The sequence below is a fragment of the Bacillus salacetis genome, from assembly GCF_003581585.1.
Classification (GTDB): domain Bacteria; phylum Bacillota; class Bacilli; order Bacillales; family Bacillaceae_B; genus Rossellomorea; species Rossellomorea salacetis.
In genome coordinates, this window is sequence record NZ_QXIR01000003.1 from 1 (window position 1) to 24,905 (window position 24,905).

The following is a 24,905-nucleotide window of genomic DNA, read 5'->3' on the forward strand; positions in this document are numbered from 1 at the left end:
AAAGTCCTTTGCACAGGCAAAGGACTTTTTCAAGAAATTATAATGACATTAACCATTCAGCCATAGCATCTTGGTTTTCAGGTGGTACCAGACCTGCGGGCATGCCGCCGCCTTTACCGTTTTGAAGAATCTCCACGATTTCCTCTTTAGAGTAGCGGTCACCTACACCTGTAAGCGCAGGACCAACACCGCCTTCATAATTCTCTCCATGACAAGAGATACATGCCTGCTGGTAATGTCCTTCAGGATCGAATTCTCCGCCTTCAGCAGTACCGCCGCCTTCAGCTTCACCTTCAGCACCCTGCTCACCATGTTCTTCTGCCATTTCCTTGGAATTGTTCATTCCTTCCAAAGACATAAAGAAAACAAGGCCGATTCCAAATACCATGATCAAAATGAATGGAATGATCGGATTGCGATTCATAATTTAACCTCCCTTATGTAACAATTGTTAGTTATAGGTTGTGTTGTTTATTATAAACAATATTTATTTTACTGTAAAAAGGTAGAAAGTAAAAGTCCTAACCCACACTTTTTCGACCTTTGTCGCAAAATGGACATAAACAAAAGCAGAATGTACCGTTCAGCTGCGCAGGACTGGCCTGACTCATCATGAGATAAAAAATCATAAAGAGTGATACCGGCTCTATGATAACTCTAGTTACAACGAGTTTAAGCAACACTCCTGCACTCCATCCCCAAATGAAAAAGCCCGGGGAAGCCCGGGCTCGGCAATTGTAATATTAACAGCCAATCAAGCGGGATATAACCATCCTTTGCACCTCAGAGGTCCCTTCCCCAATTTCAAGTAGTTTTGCATCACGCATATAACGCTCCACTTCATACTCTTTCATGTAACCATATCCCCCATGAATCTGGATGGCTTCATCTGCAATTTCCATCGCTGCTTCGGAAGCATACAATTTACACATGGAAGCTTCCTTTGCGAATGGCCTGCCCTGATCCTTCAGCCATGCAGCTTTATAAATCATGTTTTTGGCTAACTCTATTTTCATTGCCATATCTGCCAGTTTGAACTGGGTCACCTGAAATTGAGAAAGCGTTTTACCAAATTGTTTTCTTTCTTTTGAGTACTGCAGAGCTTTTTCGAAGGCTGCCTCGGCAATTCCCAGAGCCATTGCCCCTATGCCGATCCTTCCTCCATCGAGTGTGGCAAGGAACTGTTTAAAGCCTTCTCCCTTTTTACCCAGGAGATTTTCTTCCGGCACCCTTACATTTTCAAGAACAAGTTCAGTTGTGTTTGAAGCATTCAATCCCATTTTTTCATAGTTATCGACTACCCTGAATCCTTCTGCATCAGTAGGTACGATAATGGCACTGATTTCTTTACTTCCGCTCTCGGTTTTACCCGTAATGGCTGTCAAGGCAAGGTGTTTAGCATAACTGGCGTTCGTAATGAAACTCTTATTACCATTGATTACATACTCATTTCCTTCTTTAACTGCCGATGTCTGAGTCCCCCCTGCATCAGATCCGGCATTAGGTTCAGTAAGGCCAAAAGCACCGAACGATTCTCCTGTACAAATGGGTGTAAGATACTTCCGTTTCTGTTCATCCGTACCAAACATATTGATCGGGGCACCACCCAATGAAATATGGGCAGAATAAGTTATCCCCGTTGATGCGCATGCTTTGCTCAATTCTTCTGTTACAATGGCAAAACTTACTGTATCGCCGCCGGCGCCGCCGTACTCCTCGGGAAAAGGAAGTCCCATCATTCCCAGGTCAGCCAGCTTTTTGAATGCCTCTTTCGGGAATTCCTTCGTGCGGTCCCTGTCTATCGCGCCGGGAGCAACTTCCTCCCTGGCAAAATCCCTGATTGTTTTTTGGATCATCTTTTGTTCTGAAGTCAAATCAAAATTCATGTCCATCCCCCTTAATATGTAAACACCTGAAAAAATCACAGAATATGCTCTGCGTACTATACAAATTTAAAATGACACCTGGATAAATATATTTTGTACGCGCTTACACTTACATTATAAAAGGATTGATATAATTTTCTCAACTTTTAAAAACTTTCTAAAATTAAGAAATTATATTACAATAGAAACCATCAAAATGAAGCCGCCCAGAATGGCAGCTGCGGTAAAATACCAATATTTCAAATAAACCCCTGACACCAGCCATGCAAAACAATTCATGAACAGTACTGCATATGTAATATTTGTGCTGCCATTAAAAAATACACCGGTGATATGAACAGAGTAAATCAATGTGACCAGAGCAGCGGTAATATAAATCAAAGGCAAAAGCATCTCTTTATTAGAATAATAAATTCCTGCAAAAATTAACAAGACGACAAAACCTGCCAAAATCGCTGTTTGCAAAACGAATGACAATTCAGTAAAATAAATGACAAATAATGAAAACGGAATCAAAGCAAATATAAGGCTTGCTGTCAAAAATCCCATGAACGGGAACTTCGACCTTTCCCTATCTGAAATATCGGGATTCTCCCCTTGATTATAAAGCGCAAGGAGGTAGTCACAGTACTGTTCGGGAAGCATTTTGTTTTGTTTCCAGAATAGAATTTCTTTAATGATTATGTTTCTTTTTTGAGTTTTAGTATCCATATTTCCACATCCTGTATTCTAAAATTTCGCCGTACAGGCTTTATATCCCTTTTTTATTCGAGAAATAGTTATGTGAACAAAAAAATAGTCTACCTCCCGTTGAAGGAAAGTAAACTATCTGTAAAAACATTCTATTCCAAGAAGTCTTTCAAGCGCTTGCTCCGGCTTGGATGGCGCAGCTTCCTAAGGGCTTTCGCTTCGATCTGGCGAATGCGTTCCCTGGTGACACCGAAGACTTTGCCGACTTCTTCAAGGGTTCTCGTACGTCCATCGTCAAGGCCGAAACGAAGTCTCAGGACATTTTCTTCTCTGTCTGTTAATGTATCCAGCACGTCTTCCAGCTGTTCTTTAAGCAACTCGTAAGCAGCATGTTCAGAAGGAGACTGAGCTTCAGCATCTTCGATAAAATCGCCTAGATGCGAGTCATCTTCTTCACCGATTGGTGTTTCAAGTGACACAGGTTCCTGGGCAATCTTCAGGATCTCCCTTACTTTCTCTGGTGTGAGATCCATCTCTTCAGCTATTTCCTCAGGCGAAGGCTCACGGCCAAGGTCCTGCAGAAGCTGACGCTGTACTCTGATCAATTTATTGATGGTCTCGACCATGTGTACAGGGATACGAATAGTTCTTGCCTGGTCTGCGATAGCACGTGTAATGGCTTGGCGGATCCACCAGGTTGCATACGTACTGAATTTGAATCCTTTACGGTAGTCGAACTTTTCGACTGCCTTTATAAGTCCCATATTACCTTCCTGGATTAAATCAAGGAACAGCATTCCACGCCCGACGTATCTTTTGGCAATACTTACAACCAGTCGTAGGTTGGCTTCGGCAAGTCGGCGCTTTGCTTCTTCGTCGCCTTCTTCAATGCGGTTAGCCAGGGAAATCTCCTCTTGCGCGGATAAAAGGTCAACTCTTCCGATTTCCTTTAAGTACATGCGAACTGGATCATTGATTTTAACTCCTGGAGGAACACTTAGATCATTTAGATCAAACTCTTCTCCCTCAGCTTTATTCAGCTGCTGTACGTTTGGATCATCATCTTCTTCATTTTCATTGATGATTTCAACACCTTGCTCACCAAGCTGTTCATAAAACTCATCCATCGTGTCTGATTCTAATTCAAAATTCGCTAATTTTTCAGCGATATCTTCATACGTCAATACCCCTCGTTTTTTCCCGAGTTCCATTAACTGTTCTTTCACCTGGTCAACTGTAACTTCTGATTCTACCTCTTTGGAACGTGCTGACTTTTCAGCCATTTGTTCCCCTCCTTCCAACTTCCTTGCAATTGATTCCACTTTATAGCGACTTCCTCAGCTGCAGGATTTCCATAGCAATCAAGGCAGCTTTTTTATAATCATTTTGTCTTTCCGCTTCTTTTTGGGCAAGTTGTTTTTCTTTTATTGTCAACATCTTTTGATGTTTTAACACCTGATTTACATAATCAATTAATTCCTGCTCACTGCACTCATCTGATATAGACATCATTCCGATTTCCGATACGACCCTCCTGAGCCTGCTGTCTGGGAGAAATTGGATGAAACCACTGGAATCAGCCTCATTTCCCTCTTCATAATAACCGAATAAATAGGTAATGATTGCTTGATGCTCATCAAGATTAAAAGAGCTTCCATTCAGCAGATTCTGCACCTTGAAGGCGATATCTGGATCTTTCATCATATGGGCAATGAGTCTTCTTTCAGCTGTATGATAAGCAGGAAACAGTTTATTTTCAGCTTTGGGCTGAACCCGTGGAGCAAAATCCTGATTTCTTTGCTCCCTTCTATCCGATTTCTTACTAGAGAAGTAAATTTGTTTCTGCTGCTGTTCGAGGGCCTGCAGTGATAATGAAAATTCATCCGCAAGCTGCCGCAAATAATAATCGCGTTCGATATGATTCTGCAGCGCACTGACTTCCTTTAATACTTCTTCTATATACTGAAGCCTATCTCCTTCATCATTCAAATTTTTTCCTTGACGGAAGTAAATAAGTTTGAATGCCATGAAGGTCAAGCTGGCCCCTATTACATCATTTTGGAATTTTTCAGCGCTGTACTTTTTGATGTAGTCATCAGGATCCAGTTTCTCAGGGATCATTGAAATCCGTATGTTAAATTGTTCTTCATTGAGCATTTTGGCAGCCCGGAAGGCAGCCTCGATCCCGGCTTTATCTCCGTCATAGCAAATAACCACCGAGTCTGTCATCCTTTTTAGCATCTGCATATGCTTAGGGGTCAAAGATGTACCCATTGAGGCAATGCCGTTTTCAACGCCTGCACTGTCTGCGGAGATGACATCTGCAAAGCCTTCGAACAAGATTGCCTGGCTTTTTCTTCTGATAACCGGCCTGGCATTGTTAAAATTATACAGGACAGAGCTTTTATTAAAAATCTTCGTTTCCGGACTGTTCAGATACTTGGGTTCCTCACCGCCCATTGCCCTGCCGGAAAAAGCAATCGTTTTCCCGCGATGGTCCCTGATAGGAAACATGACCCTTCCTCTGAATCGATCAAAGTAATGGTCTTCGTTTTCTCTTTTTACCAGGAGTCCCGCTTGTTCCATCAAATCGGGGGGGAATCCGCGTTTCGTTAAGAAATTCACAGTGAACTCCCAGCTCGGAAGGCTCCATCCAATTTGAAATTTATCAATGCTTTCCCGGGTGAACCCTCTTTCAAGCAGGTACTCCAACGCGTCCTGACCCTCTTTTGTATTTACAAGCAAATGATGATAGAATTTACTTAAAAGCTCGTGAGCCTCTATCATTTTTTCTTCGTCTCTGCTGGCTGTCGTCTCCACTTGATTTACATCAACTGAAAGTTCCTGACCGGCTTTCCCGGCTAGCTTTACGACAGCTTCCTGAAATGAAATGCCGTCTATATCCATTAGGAAAGTATACGCATTTCCGCCAGCCCCACAGCCAAAGCAGTGAAAAATTTGTTTATCAGGTGAAACAGAAAAAGACGGGGTGCTTTCCCCATGGAATGGGCACAGGCCAAAATAGTTTCTCCCCTGTTTCTTAAGCTGTACATAATCACCTATGACATCCACAATATCAATTGACTGACGAATTTCGTTGACTTTTTCTTCAGGAATTCTCCCTGTCACAAACACATCACCTGATCATTATTTATTCCTTTAAATTATGCATTCGATAAATCCTATTGATTTCCTGCAAAATTCGACAATATTTTATTAAATACAGAGACGAACCGATCCCTATCCTCTGAAGTAAATGGCTTTGGTCCCTTTCCATATTTTCCATTCCGTCTTTCTTTAGCGGACAGGTACCGGAAATCCAAAGCCGTAGAGATGGTTTCTTCTCTAAACTCTTTTCCCCTAGGAGAAATTGCATAAACGCCTTTCGGCAATACAACACTCGCCAGCCCAATATCCTGGGTGACGATGACATCCCCTTTTTTGGTATGATTCATGATATAAAGGTCCGCTGCCTCTTTGGATGAATCCACGTAGACCCATTCCCCTGCATCAGGATTGTTCTTTCTGTGGGCGTTGGATGCTATGAAAACGACTTTCACCCCGTACACATTAGAAATCCCCGTGATTTCTTCCTTCACAGGACATGCATCAGCATCCACAAAGATTACAGCTTCACCATTTCTCCTATTACCTATTCTACATCACCTCAAAATATCCTTCTTCATATGACAACTTTCACATTGATCAAGATAAAGGCAACATTTTGTCGAATTTTTTCTTAACAAGCGACTTGACATATCCCAATAATTAGTTTATTCGTTTATACTTAAGTCTAAACCTATTTTGAATATATTTTTATCACAATTTTTTATTATAGTATATCTTCTTCTGTTTGACCACTAAAAACCCCGTATACAATATATTTTTTCTTCATCTTACATATTCCTGATTTAATCCAATAATTGTCACGGAAATTCAAATAAAAAAGATGACACGCAAACATGTCATCTTAGTTGGATTTTTGGATCTTATTCATAATGATATTGGCTGTCTCTTCAACAGCTTTATTGGAAACATCGACTACATGGCAGCCAATCTTTTCCACAATCTTCTCAAAATAATCAATTTCATGCTGGATCCTGTCCAGGTTAGCATAGCTTGCCTGGTCGTTCAGCCCAAGCGACTTCAAACGCTCTCTCCTGATGCTGTTCAGCTTTTCGGGAGCAGCTTTGAGTCCGAAACATTTAGAGGGTGAGACTTTGAATAGTTCTTCAGGCGGATCGACTTCCGGTACCAGAGGAACATTCGCCACCTTCAGCCTTTTCAGGGCCAGATATTGAGATAACGGGGTTTTCGATGTCCTCGATACCCCTATCAAAACGATGTCAGCCCTTAACAGCCCGCGTGGATCTCTGCCGTCGTCATACTTCACAGCAAACTCAATGGCTTCCACCTTTTTGAAGTAATCAGCATCCAGCTTATGGACTACCCCGGGTTCATTCAAAGGTGCCTTATCGTATTTTTCCTGATAAGTATCCATGATAGGTCCCATAATATCAAACGCATACAGCTGATCTTTCTCAGCCTGCTCTTTAAGGTATTTTCTCATATCCGGCTTAACAAGTGTATACACGATTAAACCATTATTCAACTTTGCCAATGAAAGAACTTCATCTAGATGAGAAAATTCTTCTACATAGGGAAAACGCTTGATCACGGTATTTGATCCGTCAAATTGACTGATCGCCGCTTTCGTAACAAGTTCAGCCGTTTCTCCAACTGAATCGGAAACTACATAAATGTATGGTTCTTTCAAAACCTTCACCACCTAAAATCAAATTTCTGCCTACAGGTCTTCCGCTAATGCGACGAATGCTTTTGTAACATTGGTCTTTGTAATCCTGCCTGTTACTTCCAGATCACCATTTTCCGTCATATTCACTACCGGAACAGCATCAATCTGTTTTTCAATCAAACTTTTTGCTACATCGATCAGTAAGTCGTCTTTTTCGCAGGTCGTAATGTTAGGCATCCTCGTCATAATGATATTCACCGGTATGGAATTCAGCTCCTGTTTGCCAATGCTCGCCCGGAGCAGGTCCTTCCTGGAGAGAACACCTACCAAATGAGTGTGCTCATCTATTACGAACAAAGTTCCTACATCTTCAAGAAACATTGTCACTATTGCATCATATACTGAAACATTCTCATTCACAACTACTGGAATGGATTGATAATTCCGAACCAATATTTTTTTTAGATTTTCTGTCAAAAGCTGAGTTCCGGTTTTTCCTGAGTAAAAATACCCCACGCGCGGACGGGCATCCAAATATCCAGCCATTGTCAATATTGCCAAATCCGGACGCAGTGTGGCACGGGTCAGGTTCAGCCTCTCAGCAATCTGCTCGCCGGTTATCGGGCCGTTATCCTTTACAATTTGCAGAATATGTTCCTGCCGATTATTTAGTTCCATCTTGCTCACCACCTAACGGACAATGTATAAAAATAAGTGTTATACTTTATACTAAATATTATATACTATTAAGACGAAAAGAAAAGAAAGACTTTTCACGAATCACGATTTAATCCTATTCAGTCATCTTCTTTCATAAGGTTAGCTTTTTAATCAGGTGACTGCAATTAATTTGCATCTTTCATCAATTGTTGTATATTTTAAAAGAAAGTGATAAAATTATTCCATCTTTCCTCGAATCGAGTCTTATCTGAGGAAATCAAATCTATAGGACATATGCGCTGACGGAAATATAAGTACTTGTACAAAAAGCGATCCGGGAAAGGTGAAAGCCCGGAATACAAGGAAAAGGCAATCCTGAGCATCTTTTACGAAAGTGGGTATACTCTGCGTATATCAACTAGGGTGGAACCGCGGGCAAAAGCTCGTCCCTAGGCCTTGAGCCTGGAGACGAGCTTTTTTTAATTCATTTTTTAATAATCCAAAGGAGTTGTATATTATGTCAATGGAAGAAATCGTGAATTTAGCAAAGCACAGAGGGTTTGTGTTTCCTGGTTCAGAAATATACGGAGGTCTTGCAAACACATGGGATTACGGGCCACTGGGTGTAGAATTAAAGAATAACATCAAAAAGGCATGGTGGAAAAAGTTCATCCAGGAATCTCCTTATAACGTTGGGCTGGATGCTTCCATCCTTATGAACCCGCAAACCTGGGTCGCTTCAGGCCATGTCGGAAATTTCAACGATCCCATGATTGACTGCAAAAGCTGTAAAACACGTCACCGTGCCGATAAAATCATTGAGAACGCCCTGGAAGCAAAAGGGATAGAAATGGTGGTAGACGGACTTCCTTTTGAGAGGATGGCTGAAATCATCGATGAGTATGAAATCGCCTGCCCCGAGTGCGGCAGCCGGGATTTTACAGATATCCGCCAATTCAACCTTATGTTCAAGACTCACCAGGGTGTAACAGAGTCATCAACAAACGAAATTTTCCTGCGTCCTGAAACTGCACAGGGAATCTTCGTTAACTTTAAAAATGTTCAGCGCTCCATGCGTAAAAAAGTCCCTTTTGGTATTGGACAGATCGGAAAGAGCTTCCGTAATGAAATCACTCCTGGTAACTTCACATTCCGCACCCGTGAATTTGAACAAATGGAGCTTGAATTCTTCTGCAAGCCCGGGGAAGACCTTGAGTGGCATTCCTATTGGAGGGAATTCTGTAAGAACTGGCTCTTAGCGTTGGGCATGAAGGAAGATAACATGAGATTGCGTGACCATGATGATGACGAGTTATCCCATTATAGTAACGCTACGACTGATATTGAATATAAATTCCCATTCGGCTGGGGCGAATTATGGGGCATCTCTGACCGTACCGATTTTGATTTGAAACGCCATATGGAACATTCCAATGAAGATTTCCATTACATGGATCCACAGACAAATGAAAAGTATGTTCCTTACTGCATCGAGCCGTCACTTGGTGCTGACCGGGTGACTCTGGCATATCTTTGCGATGCATATGAGGAAGAGGAACTTGAAAAAGAAACGAGAACAGTTCTTCGTTTCCATCCAGCACTTGCTCCGTTCAAGGCTGCAGTCCTGCCTCTTTCCAAGAAGCTTTCGGATGATGCATTTAAGGTATATGAAGAATTGTCAAAAGATCTTATGATTGATTTTGATGAAACAGCATCTATAGGTAAAAGATACAGACGACAAGATGAAATTGGTACACCTTTCTGTATCACTTTCGACTTTGACTCTGTTGAAGATGGACAGGTAACGGTCCGCGACCGCGACACAATGGATCAGGTCCGCATGCCGATCAGCGAAGTAAAAGGATTCCTGCAAGAAAAGATCAATTTCTGATATTGCTGCTGAATACAAAAGAGGCATAGCCCACCCGGCTTTGCCTCTTTGGTTTTAGAGGTGCATCATGTGAATTTCCCTACAAAAAAACTGACGCTCATGGCGTCAGTTTTCCTTTACATCATATCTTTCATTCTGTCGATTTGATCCAGGAACTTTCTTGATTTTAGATAAAGGCCGGAATTTTCATCATAATAAGTCCTGATGATCTTTTTAAGTTCCTCCTTTGTAGACTCTTTCACAGAAATTTTTCCTAACCGGTTCATATCAAAATGATAAAAAAGCTTTAAGAGCCTGATTGTTTGGGATGATACTTTAAAATGATAAGGATCATTTTCCAAGCAGCGATGGCAGAGGATCCCATTCTCCTTAAAGGAGAAGGAAAATTCCCCTTCTGTTTCCCCGCACACCGCACACTTATCCAATGATGGATGCAGTCCCAGGACAGGGAGCATCTTCATTTCAAAAATATTAGTGACAATATCGGGGTCATACTCTTCATTAATGTATGACAGGGTTTGGAATAACATTTCAAAAAGATAGGGATTCGGCTTTTTTTCATCCGTTCCTTTATCAATCAGTTCAACTACATATGTGGCATAAGCAGTTTTAAAAAGATCCTCCCTGATGTTTCTCATGGATTCAATCGTTTCAGCCTGCTGTAAGGACCCCAGCCCGCTGCTTTTATGAAACAAGAAATATCCATATGTAAAAAGCTGAGAAACCGAAGACAATCGGCTGTTTGGTTTTTTGGCCCCTCTCGCCATTACCCCCAGTTTCCCATTTTCCCTTGAAAAGATGGTAACAATTTTATTCGATTCACCATAATTGTTTGTTCTGATAACAATTCCTTCACATTTTTGCAGCATCAAGCCACCTCCCGAGGGATTAGGTTAAATCGGGTGACAGCCCAGGTGATCGATCATATTTTTTCCAAATATAAAACGTCCATTTTGTCTATGCGCTTATAATTCTGCCTGCGCTATTAGACTTAAGAGATAGGATGGTCCAACTCTGCTAGTTCTTCATTATAATCCAGGATTCCATCGTCATCAGATGACTCGAGTTCTTTGAAAAGTAAATATGTGTCTATACTTCCGGTTTGCGAAAATACCTTCCAAGTAAAGTCCAACATAAAAACCCCGCCTTTCATGTTTTAACTAGCTCTTTCCTTTGTTATTAGAGTGACCTGTTAAACCAAAAACATGAGACGTAAATATTGTAAAATGAACAGAAATTAACAATCAATAATCATCATTGAAACCAAAATCGCGAAGGTTGGACAGCTTATTACGCCAATCCTTTTGGACCTTTACCCACAATTCCAGATAAACTTTGGAACCAAGAAGATTTTCTATGTCCACTCTTGCCCGTTTTCCAATTTCCTTGAGCATACCGCCCTGTTTGCCGATGATGATTCCTTTTTGGGAGTCCCTTTCGACTACGATGGTCGCCATAACATCAATGACATTATTGCTGCCCCTGGTCGAGATTTTTTCAATTACCACTGCAAGCGAATGAGGAATTTCCTCCCTGGTCAGATGCAGTGCTTTCTCACGAATCAGCTCTGAAACGATAAATCGTTCAGGATGGTCCGTGATTTGATCAGCCGGATAATATTGAGGGCCTTCCGGCAGCTCTTTCCGTATTTCCGAGATTAGATTTTCAACATTATTTCCTTCAAGCGCAGAAATCGGGACAACCGCCGCAAAATCGTATAAAGCGTTATATTGTTCTATCAGCGGCAATACATCATCAGGGTGCAGCTGGTCGATTTTGTTAAGAACCAGGAAAACAGGTGTTTTGACACCCTTAAGCTTTTCGATGATGAATTCGTCCCCTCGTCCATACCCTTCTTCGGCATTGATCATAAACAATATGATGTCTACTTCCCGAAGTGTATTTTGGGCTATTTTCATCATGAAATCCCCGAGCTTATGCTTTGGCTTGTGAATTCCAGGTGTATCGATGAAAATCATCTGGGAATCATTCGTTGTATAAACCCCTTGTACCTTATTACGTGTCGTCTGGGGTTTATCACTCATGATTGCGATCTTCTGCCCGATTACACGGTTAAGGAATGTAGACTTTCCTACGTTGGGTCTTCCGATGATGGATATGAATCCTGATTTGTATACTTGTTGATCGTTATTACTCATTTAAATCCTCCGGTGAAAATGCTCCTGGCAAAATTTCTGATACTGTTAACTCTTGTATATCCCCTTTCAGATTGCTTAAAACCACTTTCATATCAGGGGGACACAGTTCCGAAATCACTTGTCTGCATGCTCCGCAGGGAGGAACAGGACGTTCAGTATCCGCAACCACCGCCAGCTTCTTATACTTCTTGTCACCTTCAGAGTAGGCCTTGAACAATGCGGTCCTCTCCGCACAGTTACACATACTGTAGGCGGCGTTCTCAATATTGCATCCATGATAAACTTTTCCTTCTTCTGTAAGAAGTGCCGCTCCTACACCAAATCTGGAGTAAGGTACATACGCTCTATCTCTTGCTATTTTAGCTTCTGCAATCAACTGTTCATTGTTCATATAAAATCTCCTTTTAGTACCCACTTTCTATTTTACTACATCTTACGTAAAATAAAATGGGCTGTTACCATTTTGTTATGAAATAGTTAGATAATTCCCACAAATGGACAACCGGTTCCATGTGTGTGAAACCATTTTATCCAATAATTTCTTAGAATTCAAATCCCTATAAAAAAAGATTGCAGTGACATGCTCCCCTGCAATCTTTGGCTTTGATTATATTCTCACATAAAGGCTGCCCAGATTTTCGGCAGGAACATTATCAAGCCAATGATAACGGCTCCTGCCGCAAAGCATAAAACAGCCCCGGCAGCCATATCCTTTGCCTGCCCTGCCAATGGATGATATTCTTCCGTAACCAGGTCCACCGTCCTCTCAATTGCCGTATTTACCATCTCCAATGCGAACATACCCGCTATGAGCAGAATGATAATAAGCCATTCCGCTTTCGAAATCGAAAAAATGAAGCCCGCTGCCACCACAGCTATGGAAGCAGCAAGGTGAACCTTAAAATTCAATTCGTTTGAAAGTACAAGCTTGATTCCATTCATGGCGTATTGAAAGGAACGAATAATTTTCTTCCCTCTTGGGAGATTATCTTTGTAATCCATAACCATCAAGGATTTCCTTTTGTCTGCCAAACATCCGTTTTTCATCTTCTTCATTCATGTGATCGTAACCGAGAAGATGCAGGAACCCATGCAAAGCAAGAAAACCAAGTTCCCGGGAGAAGGGATGACCGTACTCTTCCGCCTGCTCTTTCGTCTTTTCTGCAGAGATGATGATATCTCCCAATATACGAGGTATACCATCGCCGACAATTTTCGTTTCATCCTCGCCCAGCTCTTCCAATGCAAAGGAAATGACATCTGTCGGCTGGTCTTTGTCACGGTATTCCTTATTTATCTCTTGAATACGGTCATTGGTGACAATTGAAACTGCCAATTCGCTGGCAGGTTCCACATTTTCCTCACCTGCTGCATAATCCAGCAGCCCCTGGACAAGTTCCCTGTCGGATTCGGAAAGCTGGTTCGTCTCATCCAAAAAATCAATCTCAAGATTCATGCGCTAACTCCTTTTCCTTAGCTTCCGGATATTCAATCCGGGAATGAAATATTCCATTTAACGTTTCACAAAATGTTTTCTTTACTGTGTCCAATTCCTTCAATGTTATATCACATTCATTGAACTGGCCATCCTGCAGCCTGTCTTTTACAATATTATCTACAAGTTTCCTGATTTCATCAGTGTTCGGATTTTTCATGGATCTTACAGCCGCCTCCACACTATCAGCTATATTGATGACTGCTGCCTCCTTCGTCCTTGGCTTGGGGCCAGGATATCGGTAGGAAGCCTCGTCAATATCTTCATCTTCCTTCAATGCTTTGTAATAAAAGTACTTCAAAAGTGTGGTGCCGTGATGCTGTTCGGCAATATCGATGAACTCCTTCGGCAGTTTATACTTCCTCAGCATCTCGGCACCATCCGTGGCATGGCTTATGATGATATCCCGGCTTCGATCAGGCGGCAGATGATCATGCGGATTGCCGGCGTTCATCTGGTTTTCAATAAAGTAACGCGGCCTTACGGTCTTTCCAACATCATGATAATAACATCCAACCCTTGCCAGCAAACCATTCGCCCCGATTGCTTCACAGGCCGTCTCAGCCAAATTGGCCACCATCACGCTATGATGGTACGTTCCCGGCGCCTCTGTAAGAAGCTTTTTCAGAAGAGGGTGATTCGGGTTGGAAAGTTCAACAAGCTTCATTGCAGTCAAAATACCGAACCCCGCTTCAAAAAACGGCAGGAATCCGATGGTCAGGACCGCAGCTCCAATCCCAGATACAAAACCATATACGACAAAGTACGTATACTCCATATTAGAATAGCTTACCCCTCGCAGGAAAAGCAGAAACAGGATGATCAAGACATTCACCAGTGATACAAATAATCCTGCCTGCAAAATATTGGTCCGGTTCTTTCGGCTTGATAGGAACAAGACACCGGCAAGGCCGCTGAACATAATGTAAATGGCCATTTCTATATCAATAGAACCGGTAATTTCATAATGAAAAACAATGCTTCCGCATGCGGCAAGGATCATGACCATGAGCATGGCGATTCTTTCGTTAAGCATGATTCTTATAAGCATGCCTGCCATTGCAGCAGGAAATAGAAATCCCACTCTGTCTAGATCCAGTTCTTTCATCAGTGCTATGATTTTCATCAGGATGAGGCTGATGACGAAAATGAGGCTGAGCAGGATTAGACGGTTCTGCTTCCTCTCCTCAGGAAGATCCCAGTTATTGAAATGATAATAAATCGCCCCAATCGCCAATATTACAAATATCCCCAAGCCGATAAAAGGTTTAATTGGCGTCTCGGTAGAAAGCAGCCCCAATAATTCCAGCTGCCGATAATCCTCATGCGTTATCATCTGCCCTTGCTGGACAATGACCTCTCCCTCGATAATCTGTTCATCGCTTACCTTCTCCATCGCTTCCTGTTTCTTCTCATCCGTTAATTCTTTATCAAAGATCTCCGTCGGAGTGATGGCAAGACGGCTCAGGGCTACTGCTGCGTCAATCATTGGTGATGGAAGATTGAGTGCCCTCAACCTTGTATCCAGCCTTTCATAAACGGTATAGAGATCTTCTTCGTATATCTTATCGCTCATTGTAGTTTCCACTTGAGACTTGACCACAGTATTGACCCTGTTCAGTTCTTCATCTGTCAGGGTAAGGAGGGTCTTAAATACATTATCCGGGATGCTTTGAGTAATACTGTCCCTGACGTTCACATTCTTTGTAAGCTCGGCCTTCAAGGTATCGAGCTTTTGTTCAGTGGTTGGTTCTTCGGCAGATCCCTCCGCCTGTGAGTCCCCATCCTGCCCGTCTTCAGCAGCCGGTTTCTTTACTTCCTTGATGATTTCAAAAATGGAGTTGATGAGAGACACGCGGTTTTCAACGACGTCCGGCTGACGGGTATACTGATTCGGCACTTCTTCAGCAGCTTCTTCCCGTTTCTTCTCTGTTAGAACGCCATCTGTTATCGTCTTGGGAGATCTGATGGTGACATCCGATGTTTCGAATACATTAACATCATACTTTTCTGGTTTGACGTTGCTGTAAAGGACTCCGTAAAGCAATAAACCCAATAAAACAAAAATAAGCAGCGTAAACACTTTATAGCTTAATATGGAACGAATTTTATTGATAGTTGGTTGAAACTTCATCAGAATCCTCCCGGCTGGTTTGTATATATGTATAGAGGGTGAAAATTCTATTAATTATGTAAAATGATAACAGTTTTTGCAGGGGAATGCACCCTCTAATTTCGACACTGTATGTTTTTTCCAGGGAGCATACTGTATAGACTGAAGGAAAGGGTTTGCCTGGTCAGCAGTAACCCGCCGGTCCTCAAAACGCCCCGACGGAAACATGATAAATCAGGGACCATTCTCTCGACAAATTCTGGACTAGCATAAAAATGGCGTAAACTTAAGTCATGTTGTCCAAAAAATCCGGCGAATTCAGGCATTGATCGGGCTAAAGTTACTTTACCTGAAAAAACCCGGGATCCGGACACAAAATATTTAAAGAGGAGCCGATGTCTTAAACTCCCGCGAAGTTGGACAGACCTAATCTGTCGAAAGCCATTCTGCCTGAAAATGCCGGCATACAAAAAAACTGCCTGCGGAGATATCCGCAGGCGGGTTCATTACATTGTATTCTTTTCATAAGCATTGATGATCTTTCCGACCAGCGGGTGCCGGACCACATCGGTTTGCTCGAGATAGACGAAGGCAAGGCCGTTTATTTCCTTAAGGATCTTTTCCGCAGCCACCAAACCTGACTGCGCGCCTTTAGGCAGGTCAACCTGTGATCTATCCCCATTGATGATCATCTTTGACTCAAATCCAAGCCTGGTCAGGAACATCTTCATTTGCGCCTGGGTCGTATTCTGGGCTTCATCCAGGATGACAAAAGCATCATCAAGCGTTCTTCCCCTCATATACGCCAGTGGCGCAATTTCGATGGTTCCCCTCTCTATGAGCCTTTGGGTATGTTCTGCCCCCAATACATCATTCAAGGCATCATACAGCGGTCTCAGATAGGGGTCTACCTTTTCCTTAAGGTCACCAGGAAGAAAGCCGAGGCTTTCCCCTGCTTCCACTGCCGGCCTTGTCAGGATGATCCTTTTTACTTTTCCGTTTTTCAAAGCATGGACCGCCATTACAACAGCAAGGTACGTCTTCCCAGTACCGGCAGGACCAATTCCGAATACAAGGTCGTTGTTCCGTATAGCATGGATATACTGCCGCTGTCCAAGCGTCTTGACACGGATGGGTTTGCCTTTGGCATTCTTCGTTATTTCTTCATTGTAAAGATCCTCAAAGTATTCCAGAGTCCCCTGCCTGGCCATCTGCAAGGCATAGGTTACATCGCGCTGGCTGATGTTGATGCCCTTCCGGATGACCTGCAGAAGCCTGTTCAGGATTTCCTGAGCCATTGTGACATCTTGATCTGCACCTGAAATATAGACCGATTCTCCACGGGTGACAATCGAAACGGATAGTTCCTTTTCCATCATCTCTAAATTCGAATCAGAAACACCCAGCAGTGCAATGGCTTCGTTTGGATTATCAAGTTGTATATTCGTAGTATTTAGTTCATCTGGCATTACTCAGTCTCCTTGAATAATTGGTTGTCCTACAGTTATGTCTTCTATTACCTTAAAGTGTACGTTTAACCTTACTTTACCATTTTCAATCTGTTCGTGTAAAATCTTTTCACCTATTACTTTTGAATCCTCAGGAAGGCCGGCTTTCACGTTATCCCTTGCCAATTCCTTTGCTGTCGCAACTGCCTCTTTCCTGGAATATTCCCTTGTTACATCTTCCTTTTCCCTGACCGTCTTCTCTGCGTAAGTTACTGGAAGTTCCCATTTAAGGAACTTCACTTTGTGTTCACTGGTTTCTTCCACACTGTTTTTGTATTCTATCTTTCCCCAACCCCAAATCGGTAACCGGAATTTACCGAAGGAAATATAATGCTTTACCTTTTCTTCCCCGCTGAACACTTCAAAGTCTGTTTTCAGCGGAAGTTCCACTTTGGTTATATACCACACCTCGCCTTGGACCACACCCTTGGCCGCAACAGCTTTCTTTGCCTCCTGATCCTCCTTGCCGATGTAACCCGAAACTAACAGCTGCCCTGGTTTGACGTAGTCATTCACTTCCACTTGGGGCATGCCTTCTTCTACAAAAACATCTTTAATGATAGCCTCCTTGGCTGCTATTAAATTTTGCGGTCCGATTTCTTCCTCAGCTTCCGGCTCATTCTTCTCCACTACTTGAAAGTGGTAGGTTGTCCCCTTTAACTCAACACCAACCCAGGTAATATTGTTCATCCTGTTGCTAAGTTCACGCTGGATACTTTCTACATCAGGGATGGAAAATTGGAACTTCCCTTTCTTGATGCCCATTTCTTTCAGCTGTTTTTCGATTTCATATTGAGTTTTCGGGCTGGCCCCTTTGATATCCACACCCCAAACCATGTTGGATAATAGAAGAGTCAGTATCAGAAAGGAGACTGCACCAATTAGAAATCCGCTGTTTTTCAATGTTCTCTTCCATAGGAAAGGAGAACCTTGTCCTCTCAAAAAAGTGACACGGCAGTCAAACCTTCTGACTGCCCGCCTGAAGTTATGTAAATCATTGAGGGATAAGTAAAAAGTAAAGGTCTGTTCACCGACTCTTTTCACTTGCCAGACCGCAATCCGGGACCTTGTCATTTCATTAATGAATCTCTCAATACCCTTTCCTTCCACCTTGACAAGCACTTTTCCTGTAAAAAACGTCATCCACTGGTTCTTCAAGCCTAACCCTCCTGTTTCTTTACTGATCGAGATAAACGACTTCCACGATTTTTCCCTCCAACAGAATTTCTTCCGGGAGAATCATTTTTATAACAAAGGAGTCACCTTTTATAAGGAGCTGCCCTTGTTTCAGGATCAAACGCACTTCATTATCCGTAAAGGTCAAAAGCCCTCTGTGATTCTCTATATAAATATGGATTTGTCCAATCATGGTGATGCGGGGAAGGTCCATCATGACATCTTCCGGAAGGTCCATTGTTTTGGTCATCCACTGGCGCGCTTTTTGAACCCATTTTTTTGCCATACAAAAAGAACCCCCTTTCATCTCATATTTATGAAATAAAAGGGGGTTTCATCACTGTTATTTTATTTTCAGCCCCGCCAGCTGCGTTTCTTTGCTCTAGGAGGGCATAATATCTCTGATAAGACTATTCCTTTAACGATATCATCACTGCCTAATTTCCGCAGATCGACTTTCGCTCTCTGTTCCCTCGCCGCTGCAGGAGTCTTCTTTTTCACACGTTGAGCTCGTTGGTTATAAACGGTCTCCTGTGCTTTGAGGTCAGCAATACGTTTTCTTGCTTCTTCCTGTTTTTCAAGGAATTTGTTTCTTCCTTGCGTTTCTATTACTTCTATACCTTTATCAAGAATAGTATCCGAATCTGTCTTTTCTTCCCAGGTGGAGTCCATATCAGCTTCGGGGCTCTGCGGCCTCGGAGAGCGGGGCTCCTGCTCAGAAGGATCCCGCTTCATTCTATTGAACAGCATACTGACCAAACCAGCAATGACAAGAAATATCAGATTTTCCATAAAGAGATCCCCTTTCCAAAAAGAGAAGATCTACTCATCCTGGCCCTCATCATTCTTATCGCCAGTTAGTTTGCCAATAGAGCCTCTCATTTCTGTATCGGCATCGATATTCTTATAATTCATATAGTCCATTACACCGATATTTCCTGATCTAAGTGCTTCCGCCATAGCTAAAGGTACTTCCGCTTCGGCTTCCACCACTTTCGCTCTCATTTCCTGTACTTTCGCAAGCATTTCCTGTTCATTCGCTACGGCCATGGCTCTGCGTTCTTCTGCTTTGGCCTGGGCAATATTCTTATCAGCTTCCGCCTGCTCAGTCTGAAGCTCGGCACCGATGTTTTTCCCGATGTCAACATCCGCAATATCAATCGAAAGGATTTCAAAAGCAGTTCCTGCATCCAGCCCTTTAGTAAGGACCGTTTGAGAAATCATATCCGGATTTTCAAGTACTTTTTTATGATTATCCGAAGAACCGATTGTAGAAACAATCCCTTCCCCTACACGGGCAACGATTGTATCTTCCCCGGCACCACCGACCAGACGGTCGATATTCGCCCTTACCGTGATACGGGCCTTTGCTTTCACTTCGATCCCGTCCATCGCTACACCGGCAATGAAAGGAGTCTCAATCACTTTAGGATTTACACTCATCTGGACCGCTTCAAGTACATCTCGGCCCGCCAGGTCAATCGCTGCCGCCCTTTCGAAAGTCAGCTCAATATTCGCACGGTGTGCAGCAATCAAAGCATTAACTACGCGGTCGACATTCCCTCCAGCCAGGTAATGGCTTTCCAGCTGATTAATAGTCACACTCAATCCGGCTTTATGAGCCTTGATCAGCGGGTTGATGATACGGCTTGGGATAACCCTTCTCAATCTCATCCCCACTAATGTGAATATACTTATCCTGACTCCTGCAGCAATCGCTGAAATCCACAGCATTACCGGTACAAATGTAAATAGTACACCCAGGAAAATCAGTCCTGCTACAACTGCTACTAAGATCAATATAGTACTTGCATCTAGAACCATTCCATTTCCTCCTTCAAATTAAGCTTTATCTGATTCAATTTTCAATTTCCCTTACAACCGTCCTGGAACCTTCAACCTTTACGACTTTGACAGGCATGTTTTGACCGATGAAACCACCTTCGCTCACCGCATCTATTCTTTCATCGTCAATTATGATTGTACCGGATGGACGAAGAGGTGTTTTTGTTACACCAATTGCGCCGATCAATTCCAGACGGTTCACATTTGATACATAACCGCTCTCAGTATTCGTGGAATCTTTCAGAATAATCTTATTGAAGAGCTTCATCTTTTTACCAAACACTTTCACAAACACCACCATTGCAATGATTGCGACTGTCAGCGCGATCAATAATGAAATTCCCATTGTCACCACATTTCCTCCTGCCATCAGAATGCTTCCAATGACAGCGCCAACCCCTAGAATCCCTGCAATGCCTCCCGGAAGGAAAAATTCAGCCACTATCAGGCCGATTCCGATAATGAACAAGATCAATGTCTCATAACCAGCGAGGCCGGCTACCAAGTGCCCGTAGAAAAATAACAGCAGTGAAGCGAGGCCGATCGATCCGGCAACGCCAAATCCCGGAGAATACAGTTCCACCACCAGCCCCAAACTTGCCAGGGAAAGCAAAATGGGTACAACCACAGGGTTGGTAATGAATCTTGCAAGCATTTCAGCAAAACTTTCCTCAACATTGACCACTTCAGCATTTTCCATGCCAAGCTTCTCCAACAGCTCATCCATGCTGCTAACAGTACCTTCTGAATAACCGACAGATTCTGCCGTTTTGGCATCCAGTGTCAATAGCTCGCCTTCAGCTGCCCCCACTTCTGGCAGATCGACTGATTTATCAGCCATTGCAAGCGCATACTTGGGATCCCTGCCACTGGTTTCGGCTGCACTTTTCATCGCTGACAGCCAGTAGCTTTGTGCCTTTTCGTCAGCGGAATTTCCAGCCTGGTCAATGATTGCCGCAGCTCCCATGGTTGAGTTCGGAACCATGTAAATATCATCAGCATGCAGTGAAATGAACGCCCCTGCTGAGAGTGCACGATTATCAACGAAGGCGACTGTTTTTATCTCTGTATTATCCAGAAGCTTCCCTATGTTCCCAGCCGCATCAACCAATCCGCCGGGAGTATCAATATGGAAAATGATCGTATCGGCACCTGCTTCGCGGGCATCTTCAATCCCCCTGCTTAAAAAAGCATACAAGCCCTTTTCGACTTCTTTTTCTATTGGGATGACATAAACCGTTTCCCCTTCCGCTTCCGTGTTGAAAGGAAAAGAACCAATCAGCGAAACAGCAAGGAGAAGAAGCAAACCACTAAGATAGATTTTCCTTAATACTATCAAAATCTCACCCCTTCCGGTATATCAAGAAATTATGACAAGTTACTTATATTATGTACGAATGAGATCAAAAAAGGTTTCAGTAATTATTAATTTTTTCTTTTTTTTGCTGCGGTCTTCTTCATCTTACCCAATAAAAAATGAGAAGCGGAACCCCGCTTCTCATTTTTTATTGTTGTGATAAATGATGTTGAACAAGTTTATTGACGAGAGCCCCATCAGCTTTCCCTTTAACCTTAGGCATGATAGCCCCCATCACCTTACCCATATCCGCCTTGGAAGATGCCCCTGTTTCATCGATTGCTTGTTGGATGATTTCAGTTACTTCTTCTTCAGACATCTGTTCAGGCATATATATTTCGACGTAAGTCAGTTCCGTTTCGATTTTCTCAACGAGATCTTCACGGCCTGCGTTTTGAAATTCCTGGAGGGAGTCTTTGCGTTGCTTCACTTCTCGAGAAAGGACAGTCAACTCTTCATCTTGAGAAAGCTCCTGTTTTCCATGCTTAATCGCTTCATTTTGCAATGCGGCTTTCAGCATACGGATAACAGAAAGTTTATCTTTCTCTTTGTTCCTCATAGCTTGTTTCATATCATTATTTAAACGATCGAGAAGACTCATATCTACACCCTCTCTTAGAACTTACGTTTTCTGGCTGCTTCAGACTTCTTCTTACGCTTCACGCTTGGCTTTTCATAGAATTCGCGCTTTCTGTACTCTTGCAAAGTTCCTGTTTTAGAAACTGAACGTTTGAAGCGACGAAGAGCATCTTCAAGCGATTCGTTTTTACGAACAACTGTTTTTGACATCTCTCTTTCCCTCCCTCCGAAACACTGCACTTACATGTTAAAGTAAAGACCTTGGCAATTTGCCATCCACTAAGGGCATCTGACAATACCTAGCTGCCCTTCACTTTGCTGCTAATAAGTACAGCCTTTTACAGAAAGTAAACTTTCTGTATGGATATTTAAATCCATTCACCTTGCAATTATAATATAAGCCTTACATAAGGTCAACAATTTCCGTTCATTTGCTCGTATAATTAGACATGTATATTCATCCTCCCTAATAAAGTATAGGAGGAGGGTGAGGACATGCTTCAACTTTTACTTTTTATCTTGCTGATTTTTTGTTTTCTGCTTGGAATGTTTTGGCTGAAAAGCGGCTTATATAATATGGCTGGGGAGAGAATGAGAGACTTGATTTCAAGGTGGACAGATGCCCCATGGAAAGGTTTTGTAATTGGAATTGCTGTTACAGCAATCCTTCAAAGCAGTTCAGCGGTGATGGTCCTCACTATCGGGTTTGTTTCTGCGGGGATCCTGACATTCAGGCAATCGATCGGAATCATACTCGGTACTAATATCGGAACCACCTTGACTTTGGAAATCATTTCTATGGATATAGGTTTTTTAAGTCTTCCTTTGGTGATTTGTTCTGTATTTCTTCTGATCCTCCCCTATCGGAATACCAGGCCATTGGCTTTATCTTTATTGGGCCTGTCGCTGATATTTGTCTGCATGCGGGGTTTCGAGGAACTTGCAGCTCCTTTGGCCGGCCAAGATTTCACTCATGCTTTAATGGAGTCTTCCAATTCTTCTGCCTTTTTTTCAGTCCTGCTGGGTGTGATACTTACAGGGCTCATTCAATCAAGCACTGTAATTACCGGAATCGCCATGAGTTTTGCCGATGCGGGCATCATCAATATTTTTGCGGGGATCGCCATCATGCTTGGTGCTAATATTGGTACATGCGTCACTTCTTATATTGCCGGAATCGGCAGTGGAAGGACGACCAAAATGACGGTCTATGCACATATTTGGCTTAACGTTTTCGGGGTACTGGCATTCTTTCCATTCATTGAAGAATTAGGCAGATTGGTGGCTGCGGCAGCCCAGAGTCCAGAATTGCAGCTTGCCCATGCCAGCCTTGTCTTTAATGTCATCTGTTCTATTATCGTTCTGCCTTTTTCCGGACTGTTTGCAAAGATGATTGAACACTTGCACGGCAAAGGATGAAGGAGCTCTGCCCAGGGAAAACCTTAATAACACCTGAGAGATATCAATTTGTCGATCGATGGTCCATGGTTTTTCATGGTACACACTAATTTTCATTGATTTATGTTTGCGGTTTACATGGACTTTTATAGTGCACTCTAACTAGGCTTCTCGGGCTTGTGGCTGCTCCATGAACCTTTTGGAAGACACCTTCACCTGCTCCAGAAGCCTTTAGTCTGACTTATGTACCTCTCTGGAGTCACCCTCTGCCTCTGCTCTACACCATTTATACTGTTCCCCTCTTTTAAAAGGAACTCTTCGTACAAGATACTCCCTTCTATTCGCCAAATACACTCCAAAATAAAAAGGCTGGTTTCGCTTATATTGTTGCTTTTGAAAAAATCCCAGTGCCCGCATTTTTCACCAGTATTTAAAGGTTTTACTATCGAAAAAGAACGAGCAGCTCTTTTCTCTCCTGCTCACTGGCATTTTTACGGCGATTATATTATTAGAAATTTGTATTGAATAGCAACAAAGTTTACGAAAAGAGCCAAAAAAAGACAACCCGAAGGCTGTCCATTTTAATTAGTAATCCGAATCACTTGTCATACCTTGCACGATTTGAACGCCGGAACTTGCCCCGATCCTTGTCGCACCCGCTTCGATCATGTTTTTAGCATCTTCAACGCTTCTTACACCACCGGAAGCTTTCACACCGATATCCGGTCCGACTGTTTTTCTCATCAGCTTAATGTCTTCGATGGTTGCTCCGCCAGTTGAGAAACCTGTCGATGTTTTAACGAAATCTGCTCCTGCTTCAACAGCAAGTTTACATGCTCTTTCTTTTTCCTCATCAGTAAGAAGGCTGGTTTCAATGATTACTTTTGTCAGAGCCTTGCCCTTCGCCGCGGCAGTTACTGCCTGGATATCCTGCTTTACTAAATCATTGTTTCCATCCTTCAGGGCACCAATATTGATGACCATATCTACTTCAGTTGCACCTTTTTCAATCGCATCCTTTGTTTCGAATGCTTTTGTCTCTGAAGTCGTAGCTCCCAAAGGAAACCCGATGACAGTACATACCTTAACGTCAGTGCCTTGCAGCAGTTCTGCAGAATACTTTACCCAGCCTGGGTTAACACAGACTGAAGCAAAGTTGAATTCTTTCGCTTCTTCGCAAATCTTTGTAACTTGGTCTTTTGTTGAGTCCGCTTTCAGTAATGTATGATCGATCATTTTTGCGATATTGTTTTCCATTCGTTACACTCCTCCAACAAGTTGTCCGTACCTCTTCATTGTAACAAAGGTTTGATGATTATACGAGATTTTTAAGGAAACTTCCTGGACTTAGTTTATCCTAAAGAAAAAAAGATCAAGACAAGTTCCTGATCT

26 protein-coding genes are annotated in these 24,905 nt (G+C 42.7%); 2 read left to right on the forward strand and 24 right to left on the reverse strand.

Annotated features, from left to right (window positions below; all coding sequences use genetic code 11):
* Nucleotides 1-37 precede the first annotated feature (37 nt).
* The 8 genes from cccA to ccpN all read right to left on the reverse strand — a co-directional run bounded on the left by cccA (nucleotide 38) and on the right by ccpN (nucleotide 8,010).
* Nucleotides 38-424 (reverse strand): cytochrome c550, encoded by a 387-nt coding sequence (gene cccA / locus D3H55_RS03070; RefSeq protein WP_119545450.1) that lies wholly within the window; start codon nucleotides 422-424, stop codon nucleotides 38-40.
* A gap of 319 nt (nucleotides 425-743) precedes the next feature.
* A complete protein-coding gene (locus D3H55_RS03075; protein ID WP_119545451.1) occupies nucleotides 744-1,886 on the reverse strand; it encodes an acyl-CoA dehydrogenase family protein in 1,143 nt (380 codons plus the stop codon).
* Between the two features lie 171 nt (nucleotides 1,887-2,057).
* The gene (locus D3H55_RS03080) at nucleotides 2,058-2,597 is read right to left on the reverse strand and encodes a hypothetical protein (protein ID WP_119545452.1); all 540 of its coding nucleotides are present in this window, start codon (nucleotides 2,595-2,597) and stop codon (nucleotides 2,058-2,060) included.
* A gap of 131 nt (nucleotides 2,598-2,728) precedes the next feature.
* A complete protein-coding gene (rpoD, locus tag D3H55_RS03085) occupies nucleotides 2,729-3,859 on the reverse strand; it encodes an RNA polymerase sigma factor RpoD (protein WP_119545640.1) in 1,131 nt (376 codons plus the stop codon).
* 40 nt (nucleotides 3,860-3,899) lie between these two features.
* Nucleotides 3,900-5,705 carry a DNA primase gene (gene dnaG, locus D3H55_RS03090; protein ID WP_119545453.1) on the reverse strand — a complete coding sequence of 602 codons (1,806 nt, stop codon included), beginning with the start codon at nucleotides 5,703-5,705 and terminating at the stop codon, nucleotides 3,900-3,902.
* 53 nt (nucleotides 5,706-5,758) lie between these two features.
* Complete coding sequence (locus D3H55_RS03095; protein ID WP_119545454.1) at nucleotides 5,759-6,196, reverse strand: YaiI/YqxD family protein; 438 nt, start codon at nucleotides 6,194-6,196, stop codon at nucleotides 5,759-5,761.
* Nucleotides 6,197-6,546: 350 nt separating this feature from the next.
* A complete protein-coding gene (locus D3H55_RS03100) occupies nucleotides 6,547-7,353 on the reverse strand; it encodes a pyruvate, water dikinase regulatory protein (RefSeq protein WP_240628467.1) in 807 nt (268 codons plus the stop codon).
* Between the two features lie 30 nt (nucleotides 7,354-7,383).
* Complete coding sequence (gene ccpN / locus D3H55_RS03105; protein ID WP_168412942.1) at nucleotides 7,384-8,010, reverse strand: transcriptional regulator CcpN; 627 nt, start codon at nucleotides 8,008-8,010, stop codon at nucleotides 7,384-7,386.
* Nucleotides 8,011-8,506: 496 nt separating this feature from the next.
* Between ccpN and D3H55_RS03110 the strand changes: the two genes are divergently transcribed.
* Nucleotides 8,507-9,883 (forward strand): glycine--tRNA ligase, encoded by a 1,377-nt coding sequence (locus tag D3H55_RS03110; RefSeq protein WP_119545641.1) that lies wholly within the window; start codon nucleotides 8,507-8,509, stop codon nucleotides 9,881-9,883.
* Nucleotides 9,884-9,999: 116 nt separating this feature from the next.
* Here the strand turns inward: D3H55_RS03110 and recO are convergent, their stop codons facing one another.
* From recO to rpsU, 15 genes are all read right to left on the reverse strand, one after another.
* On the reverse strand, nucleotides 10,000-10,752 hold the full coding sequence (recO, locus tag D3H55_RS03115; protein WP_119545457.1) for a DNA repair protein RecO: 753 nt from the start codon (nucleotides 10,750-10,752) through the stop codon (nucleotides 10,000-10,002).
* A 122-nt stretch (nucleotides 10,753-10,874) separates the two neighbouring features.
* Nucleotides 10,875-11,018 (reverse strand): YqzL family protein, encoded by a 144-nt coding sequence (locus tag D3H55_RS03120; RefSeq protein WP_119545458.1) that lies wholly within the window; start codon nucleotides 11,016-11,018, stop codon nucleotides 10,875-10,877.
* Nucleotides 11,019-11,127: 109 nt separating this feature from the next.
* Nucleotides 11,128-12,042 (reverse strand): GTPase Era, encoded by a 915-nt coding sequence (gene era, locus D3H55_RS03125; protein WP_119545459.1) that lies wholly within the window; start codon nucleotides 12,040-12,042, stop codon nucleotides 11,128-11,130.
* Nucleotides 12,035-12,433 (reverse strand): cytidine deaminase, encoded by a 399-nt coding sequence (locus D3H55_RS03130; protein ID WP_119545460.1) that lies wholly within the window; start codon nucleotides 12,431-12,433, stop codon nucleotides 12,035-12,037. The genes era and D3H55_RS03130 overlap by 8 nt, the downstream gene beginning before the upstream one ends.
* 224 nt (nucleotides 12,434-12,657) lie before the next feature.
* Nucleotides 12,658-13,050, reverse strand: a complete 393-nt coding sequence (locus tag D3H55_RS03135; protein ID WP_119545461.1) for a diacylglycerol kinase family protein — start codon at nucleotides 13,048-13,050, stop codon at nucleotides 12,658-12,660.
* Nucleotides 13,028-13,498 carry an rRNA maturation RNase YbeY gene (gene ybeY / locus D3H55_RS03140; RefSeq protein WP_119545462.1) on the reverse strand — a complete coding sequence of 157 codons (471 nt, stop codon included), beginning with the start codon at nucleotides 13,496-13,498 and terminating at the stop codon, nucleotides 13,028-13,030. Before ybeY ends, D3H55_RS03135 begins: the two co-directional genes overlap by 23 nt.
* Nucleotides 13,488-15,671 (reverse strand): HD family phosphohydrolase, encoded by a 2,184-nt coding sequence (locus D3H55_RS03145; RefSeq protein WP_119545463.1) that lies wholly within the window; start codon nucleotides 15,669-15,671, stop codon nucleotides 13,488-13,490. Before D3H55_RS03145 ends, ybeY begins: the two co-directional genes overlap by 11 nt.
* Before the next feature lie 485 nt (nucleotides 15,672-16,156).
* The gene (locus D3H55_RS03150; protein WP_119545464.1) at nucleotides 16,157-17,119 is read right to left on the reverse strand and encodes a PhoH family protein; all 963 of its coding nucleotides are present in this window, start codon (nucleotides 17,117-17,119) and stop codon (nucleotides 16,157-16,159) included.
* A gap of 3 nt (nucleotides 17,120-17,122) precedes the next feature.
* The gene (yqfD, locus tag D3H55_RS03155; RefSeq protein WP_119545465.1) at nucleotides 17,123-18,316 is read right to left on the reverse strand and encodes a sporulation protein YqfD; all 1,194 of its coding nucleotides are present in this window, start codon (nucleotides 18,314-18,316) and stop codon (nucleotides 17,123-17,125) included.
* Between the two features lie 19 nt (nucleotides 18,317-18,335).
* A complete protein-coding gene (gene yqfC, locus D3H55_RS03160) occupies nucleotides 18,336-18,620 on the reverse strand; it encodes a sporulation protein YqfC (protein WP_119545466.1) in 285 nt (94 codons plus the stop codon).
* A 68-nt stretch (nucleotides 18,621-18,688) separates the two neighbouring features.
* Nucleotides 18,689-19,126 carry a YqfB family membrane protein gene (locus D3H55_RS03165; protein WP_119545467.1) on the reverse strand — a complete coding sequence of 146 codons (438 nt, stop codon included), beginning with the start codon at nucleotides 19,124-19,126 and terminating at the stop codon, nucleotides 18,689-18,691.
* 30 nt (nucleotides 19,127-19,156) lie between these two features.
* On the reverse strand, nucleotides 19,157-20,158 hold the full coding sequence (gene floA, locus D3H55_RS03170) for a flotillin-like protein FloA (protein WP_119545468.1): 1,002 nt from the start codon (nucleotides 20,156-20,158) through the stop codon (nucleotides 19,157-19,159).
* 34 nt (nucleotides 20,159-20,192) lie between these two features.
* On the reverse strand, nucleotides 20,193-21,515 hold the full coding sequence (locus D3H55_RS03175) for an NfeD family protein (protein ID WP_119545642.1): 1,323 nt from the start codon (nucleotides 21,513-21,515) through the stop codon (nucleotides 20,193-20,195).
* Between the two features lie 169 nt (nucleotides 21,516-21,684).
* A complete protein-coding gene (locus D3H55_RS03180; protein ID WP_119545469.1) occupies nucleotides 21,685-22,137 on the reverse strand; it encodes a GatB/YqeY domain-containing protein in 453 nt (150 codons plus the stop codon).
* A 14-nt stretch (nucleotides 22,138-22,151) separates the two neighbouring features.
* Nucleotides 22,152-22,325 carry a 30S ribosomal protein S21 gene (gene rpsU / locus D3H55_RS03185; protein ID WP_006838418.1) on the reverse strand — a complete coding sequence of 58 codons (174 nt, stop codon included), beginning with the start codon at nucleotides 22,323-22,325 and terminating at the stop codon, nucleotides 22,152-22,154.
* A gap of 285 nt (nucleotides 22,326-22,610) precedes the next feature.
* Here rpsU and D3H55_RS03190 point away from each other — a divergent pair, with 285 nt between their 5' ends.
* On the forward strand, nucleotides 22,611-23,534 hold the full coding sequence (locus tag D3H55_RS03190; RefSeq protein ID WP_119545470.1) for a Na/Pi symporter: 924 nt from the start codon (nucleotides 22,611-22,613) through the stop codon (nucleotides 23,532-23,534).
* Nucleotides 23,535-24,098: 564 nt separating this feature from the next.
* Here D3H55_RS03190 and deoC read toward each other — a convergent pair.
* Nucleotides 24,099-24,770: a deoxyribose-phosphate aldolase gene (deoC, locus tag D3H55_RS03195; protein WP_119545471.1), complete on the reverse strand. Its 672-nt coding sequence runs from the start codon at nucleotides 24,768-24,770 to the stop codon at nucleotides 24,099-24,101.
* Between the last annotated feature and the right edge of the window lie 135 nt (nucleotides 24,771-24,905).